Source organism: Vibrio genomosp. F10 str. 9ZD137 (genome assembly GCF_049974785.1).
Taxonomy (GTDB): domain Bacteria; phylum Pseudomonadota; class Gammaproteobacteria; order Enterobacterales; family Vibrionaceae; genus Vibrio.
The window spans coordinates 1-4,603 of record NZ_JBNGCJ010000773.1 but is presented as its reverse complement, the minus strand read 5'-3'; the positions used below and the strand labels follow the sequence as shown (position 1 = coordinate 4,603).

General features: G+C 43.1%; 5 protein-coding genes. 3 read left to right on the top strand and 2 right to left on the bottom strand.

What is annotated here, in order from left to right:
* Both ettA and ACP45E_RS18080 read left to right on the top strand, forming a co-directional pair.
* Window positions 1-1,045, top strand: a 1,045-nt coding sequence (ettA, locus tag ACP45E_RS18085) for an energy-dependent translational throttle protein EttA (RefSeq protein ID WP_083251620.1), incomplete at its 5' end; no start/stop codon positions are given.
* A 266-nt stretch (window positions 1,046-1,311) separates the two neighbouring features.
* Window positions 1,312-1,689, top strand: a complete 378-nt coding sequence (locus ACP45E_RS18080) for a PilZ domain-containing protein (protein WP_017035449.1) — start codon at window positions 1,312-1,314, stop codon at window positions 1,687-1,689.
* A 131-nt stretch (window positions 1,690-1,820) separates the two neighbouring features.
* Here ACP45E_RS18080 and tyrA read toward each other — a convergent pair whose 3' ends face one another.
* Both tyrA and ACP45E_RS18070 read right to left on the bottom strand, forming a co-directional pair.
* Window positions 1,821-2,948: a bifunctional chorismate mutase/prephenate dehydrogenase gene (gene tyrA / locus ACP45E_RS18075; protein ID WP_017035450.1), complete on the bottom strand. Its 1,128-nt coding sequence runs from the start codon at window positions 2,946-2,948 to the stop codon at window positions 1,821-1,823.
* Between the two features lie 12 nt (window positions 2,949-2,960).
* Window positions 2,961-4,034: a 3-deoxy-7-phosphoheptulonate synthase gene (locus tag ACP45E_RS18070; protein ID WP_017035451.1), complete on the bottom strand. Its 1,074-nt coding sequence runs from the start codon at window positions 4,032-4,034 to the stop codon at window positions 2,961-2,963.
* Window positions 4,035-4,270: 236 nt separating this feature from the next.
* On the opposite strand from ACP45E_RS18070, the gene ACP45E_RS18065 reads away from it, so the two are divergent.
* Window positions 4,271-4,603: LytS/YhcK type 5TM receptor domain-containing protein (locus tag ACP45E_RS18065; protein WP_277815720.1), on the top strand; the 333-nt coding region annotated here is incomplete at its 3' end.

The window sequence follows — 4,603 nt, the reverse complement described above, 5'->3', positions numbered from 1 at the left end:
CAGCGGTACTGTTGTGGCGATTACCCACGACCGTTATTTCCTAGACAACGCAGCAGGCTGGATTCTAGAACTTGACCGTGGTGAAGGTATCCCATGGCAAGGTAACTACACATCTTGGCTAGAACAGAAAGATGAGCGTTTGAAGCAAGAAAAAGCAGGCGAAAGCGCACGTCAAAAAACGATTGAGAAAGAACTGGAATGGGTTCGTCAAAACCCGAAAGGTCGTCAAGCTAAGTCTAAAGCTCGTATGGCGCGTTTTGAAGAAATGACGACGGGTCAATACCAGAAGCGTAACGAAACTAACGAACTGTTTATCCCACCTGGTGAGCGTTTAGGTGACAAGGTACTTGAAGTTAAGAACCTCACTAAGTCATTTGGTGATCGCGTTCTTATCGACGACCTATCATTCAGCATGCCTAAAGGTGCGATTGTCGGTATCGTTGGTGCCAACGGTGCAGGTAAATCAACACTGTTTAAGATGTTGAGTGGCGCTGAACAGCCAGATTCAGGCACCGTTGAACTTGGCGAAACGGTTAAGCTTGCTTCTGTTGATCAGTTCCGTGACAGCATGGACGACACAAAAACAGTATTCCAAGAGATCTCTGAAGGCGCTGATATCATTAAGATCAATAACTTCGAAATCCCTGCTCGTGCCTACTGCTCTCGCTTCAACTTCAAAGGCAACGACCAACAAAAAATCATCGGCCAGCTTTCTGGTGGTGAACGCAACCGTGTCCACTTAGCAAAACTGCTAAAAGCGGGCGGTAACGTGCTGCTACTCGATGAACCGACCAATGATCTTGATGTTGAAACGCTGCGAGCTCTTGAAGAAGCGCTGCTTGAGTTCCCTGGTTGTGCCATGGTTATCTCGCATGACCGTTGGTTCCTAGACCGTATTGCAACGCACATTTTAGATTACCGCGATGAAGGACAGGTCAACTTCTACGAAGGCAACTATACTGAATACAGTGAGTGGCTGAAGAAGACATTAGGTGCTCAAGCGGCAGAACCACACCGTATTAAGTACAAGCGAATTACCAAGTAGTCGCAAGCTTAATAATGGAATCAAGAACCGCAGACATTCTGCGGTTTTTTTAAATCTGTACACCCTTTAGTCCCATCATTTAAAAGAAACTTAAGGCATTCTAAGAGCTAAGGCACATTGAACATTGCGGAACTTTGCTATTATGATTGATGAAACGTTGAAATACATGCTATTGAAACGCATACATTTGAATCTGAAACACTTGGAGCTAATGCAATTACAGCTAATGCACTTAAAGCAAGTACAGAGAAAGAAGAGATATCACTATGGTTGAAAAACGTCGATTTTCAAGAATTGTCTACAAAGCATCTGCTGTTGTTATACAAGGGAATACCTCTGTAGACGCCCACATTCAAGACTTATCACTGCATGGCTTGCTGCTCAGCGCAGAGCCGAGCTGTAATCAGCTTAATGAGAATCAAGTGGCTGATGTTCAATTCTCACTGCCAGACAGTGACATTACTATCCAAATGACCGTCAATTTAATCAAGATTGACAACAATATCATTCGAGCAAGTATCAACCACATTGATATCGACAGTATCAGCTATTTAAAGCGGCTCATTGAATTAAACGTCGGCGACGATAGCCTACTGCACCGCGACATCGAGCATTTATCCGATCTTGGGGAACACGCTCACTAAGACGAATGCAGGTAACATAAACATCGGTGGGCTTTGGTTTACTGACTAAAAAACAAAAAGAGCAACCAAGGCTGCTCTTTTAGACTTTCTATGCACTTTCACTCGCTCAACGCACCTTTACCCGCTGAGATCTAACCTCTATGTATAGCATCGTTCGCTTGCTTTAATAGATTTTGGCTCTCATTCATAAACTGCGAAGAGTAATCACCGAACCAATCACTGACTTCATTAAAACTCGTGATAAAGGCCTTCTTATCTTTTCCTTCTAATATTTCTAACGCATCACCAAAACGCTGGTGAAAACGCTTGATCATATCTATGTTGTCCTGAGAAGAAAAAATGATATCGCCATACAGGTTAGGATCTTGGCCAAATAGACGGCCCACCATGGCGAGTTCAAGCCGATAAATCGGCGAACTCAATTGCAATAACTGATCAATATTCGGGTTTTCTTTGCTCAAGTGTAAACCGTAAGCAAAAGAGGTAAAGTGACGTAAAGCTTGGATCAGCGTCATGCCGTTATCATGCTCATTGGCATCGATTTCACACAATGAAGCTCCCCAAATGGCAAACTGTTTCAACAGCCACTGATAACTCTCTTCACCTCGACCATGGCAGTAAACAATGACTTGTTTCGCTAAACTCGGTACATCAGGGCCAAACATTGGGTGTAAACCGACAACGGGGCCTTGATGAACATTAAGCATCGTTTCTAATGGCATCGATTTAATTGACGTTAAATCGCATAAAATACAGTCAGAAGGTAAGTTCGATAGTTTTTCAATGACGCCTTGAGTAAGGTGAATAGGAACGGTAACAACCACAAGTCCAGCGTTGTCTAAGATCTCGTCTGCTTTATCCCAATCTTGGCTTCCCAACACTTTTACCTGGTAGCCAGACAGAGTGAACATGCGGCCAAATAAGCCACCTAATTGCCCTTTACCACCAACAATAACAACCGATCTTAACTCTGGGTTTAGGCACTTGAATCCTGAATCTTTTTCACTAGCATAGGACTCTCGCATGGTTCTGCGCAGAATATCTTCGATCAGTTGTGGTGGCACACCTTTTTTCTCTGCCTCATGCCGACGTGATGCAAGCATTGCCGCTTCACGATCAGGGGCATAAATAGGTAATCCATGCTCACTTTTGACTTCACCAACTTTCTCAACCAACGACAAACGTTGTGCTAGTAAGTCCAATATTTGCTTATCAACCGCATCTATTTGCTCACGCAATTCGTTTAATTCAACAGCCATGCTAGTTCCTTTTTACCCTTTCAGGCGATTCTCTAAAAACGGCACTAATTCTGCGTGCGCGTGACGTAATAGTGCCTCAGTTGCTTCCCAATTGATACACGCATCCGTAATGGAAATTCCATATTTCATTTCACTAAGCGGTAAATCAGATGATTGATTTCCTTCGTGAATATGGCTTTCAATCATAAGACCAATAATTGACTGATTTCCTTCGCGAATTTGGTGGATCACATCTTCAGCAACTAAAGGCTGGCGGCGGTAATCTTTACGGGAATTAGCATGACTGCAATCCACCATTAATGACGCATCTAAGCCAAACTGGGCCATGTCTTGCTCACACTCAGTGACGGATACTGAATCGTAGTTGGTCTGTTTACCACCACGGAGAATTACGTGTCCATTTGGGTTACCTTGAGTGGTTAAAAGCGCGACCTGGCCTTCACGGTTGATCCCCATGAAACGGTGACTGGATGAAGCCGCTTGCATAGCATTAATCGCGGTCGATAAGCTTCCATCGGTGCCATTTTTAAAACCAATCGGCATAGAAAGCCCACTGGCCATTTCTCGGTGCGTTTGTGATTCGGTTGTCCGTGCTCCAATCGCTGCCCAGCTAAATGTATCGGCTAAGTATTGTGGACTGATCGGGTCAAGCGCTTCTGTTGCCAACGGGATGTCCATTTCAGCGAGCTCAACAAGCAGTTCACGGCCCACATGAAGACCATGCTCAATATCAAATGAACCATCGAGATGAGGGTCATTAATCAGGCCTTTCCAGCCAACCGTGGTTCTCGGCTTTTCAAAGTACACTCTCATCACAATGTAAAGCTGGTCGCTTAACTCTTCAGATAACGCTTTTAAGCGCTTCGCGTATTCTCTAGCGGCGTCTATATCGTGAATAGAGCAAGGACCGCAGACAACGAGTAAACGATGATCTTTTTTATGAATAATATTGGCGATGTTCTGACGGGATTCTTGAATAAACTGGCGTGCTTTATCGCTCAAAGGTAACTTAGTTTTTAGTTCTTCAGGAGTAATCAATACCTGTTCATCACTAATATTGATATTGCTTAATTCACTTTTCTGCATAACTACACCTGTATATTATTTTTTACATTAAATTGTTTGGCATTTAACTACCGACCATAGCCATAAATTAACAGGATAAAATGACATTTCAAGTGTAAATATTAAAAAACAATAGTGTAAATTTTATATTACACTCGTTATTTACTTATATTACATTGAAAATAAGATGACTAATGGTGTTTTATTGCGCTCTTCTTATCTAGAATATCCTTACTTCTCTCCATTTGGATAGCATTATGGATCTTATTCTGTCGTTACTTCAGCAGATGTGCGTCTACCTCGTTTTGGCTTACATGCTCAGTAAGACGCCCATTTTTCTCCCTTTGCTGAACATATCAAATCGTATTAGCCATAAGCTCAGTGTTTATGTCCTATTTTCTCTGTTTTGCATTTTGGGCACCTACTTTGGTTTACAAATCAATGATGCGATAGCAAATACTCGAGCGATCGGCGCGGTCATGGGGGGAATATTTGGTGGGCCTGTCGTAGGATTTTTTGTCGGACTCACTGGTGGCATGCATCGCTACTCTTTGGGCGGTTTTACCGACGTCGAGATCGGAAGAGCGGTT

What these genes read in the sequence shown, in the direction of transcription:
- ACP45E_RS18070 (WP_017035451.1), bottom strand. Translation starts at nt 4,034, where the DNA reads ATGCAGAAAAGTGAATTAAGCAATATCAATATTAGTGATGAACAGGTA.
- ACP45E_RS18080 (WP_017035449.1), top strand. Translation starts at nt 1,312, where the DNA reads ATGGTTGAAAAACGTCGATTTTCAAGAATTGTCTACAAAGCATCTGCT.
- tyrA (WP_017035450.1), bottom strand. Translation starts at nt 2,948, where the DNA reads ATGGCTGTTGAATTAAACGAATTGCGTGAGCAAATAGATGCGGTTGAT.